General features: G+C 40.4%; 1 protein-coding gene. It reads right to left on the bottom strand.

Features of this window, described 5'->3' with window-relative positions:
- Positions 1-762: elongation factor Tu (locus B2217_RS16690; RefSeq protein ID WP_291123305.1), on the bottom strand; the 762-nt coding region annotated here is incomplete at both ends.

The raw sequence follows: 762 nt of genomic DNA, 5'->3' as shown, positions 1-762 counted from the left end.
GTTATCACCAGCTTCACCTCTATCTAAGATTTTACGGAACATTTCAACACCTGTTACAGTAGAAGTTAATTTTTCTTCTCCCATACCAACGATGTCAACTGGATCCCCAGAGTTAATTACACCAGCCTCGATACGTCCTGTAGCAACAGTACCACGACCTGTAATAGAGAATACATCCTCTACTGGCATTAAGAATGGTTTATCTTGATCACGAACTGGTTGCTCGATCCACTCATCAACATTGTTCATTAAGTTCAATACAGTTTCAACCCATTGAGGCTCACCGTTTAACGCACCTAAAGCAGATCCTTGGATAACTGGAGTGTTATCTCCGTCATATTCGTAAGAAGATAATAAATCTCTTACTTCCATTTCTACTAACTCTAATAACTCAGCATCGTCAACCATATCAACTTTGTTTAAGAAAACAACGATACGAGGAACGTTTACTTGGCGACATAATAAGATGTGCTCACGAGTTTGAGGCATTGGACCATCAGTAGCAGCTACTACTAAGATACCACCATCCATTTGAGCAGCTCCTGTAACCATGTTTTTTACGTAATCCGCGTGACCTGGACAGTCAACGTGTGCGTAGTGACGGTTAGCAGTTTCATACTCTACGTGAGATGTATTAATTGTAATACCACGCTCTTTTTCTTCTGGAGCATTATCGATTTGATCGAAAGCTTTTGCTTCTGAATAACCAGCATCAGCTAATACTTTAGTAATCGCTGCAGTCAAAGTTGTTTTACCGTGGTC

The organism is Empedobacter sp. UBA7620 (assembly GCF_002484185.1).
GTDB classification, from domain to species: domain Bacteria; phylum Bacteroidota; class Bacteroidia; order Flavobacteriales; family Weeksellaceae; genus Empedobacter; species Empedobacter falsenii_C.
This window is presented reverse-complemented; position numbering and strand designations above follow the sequence as displayed.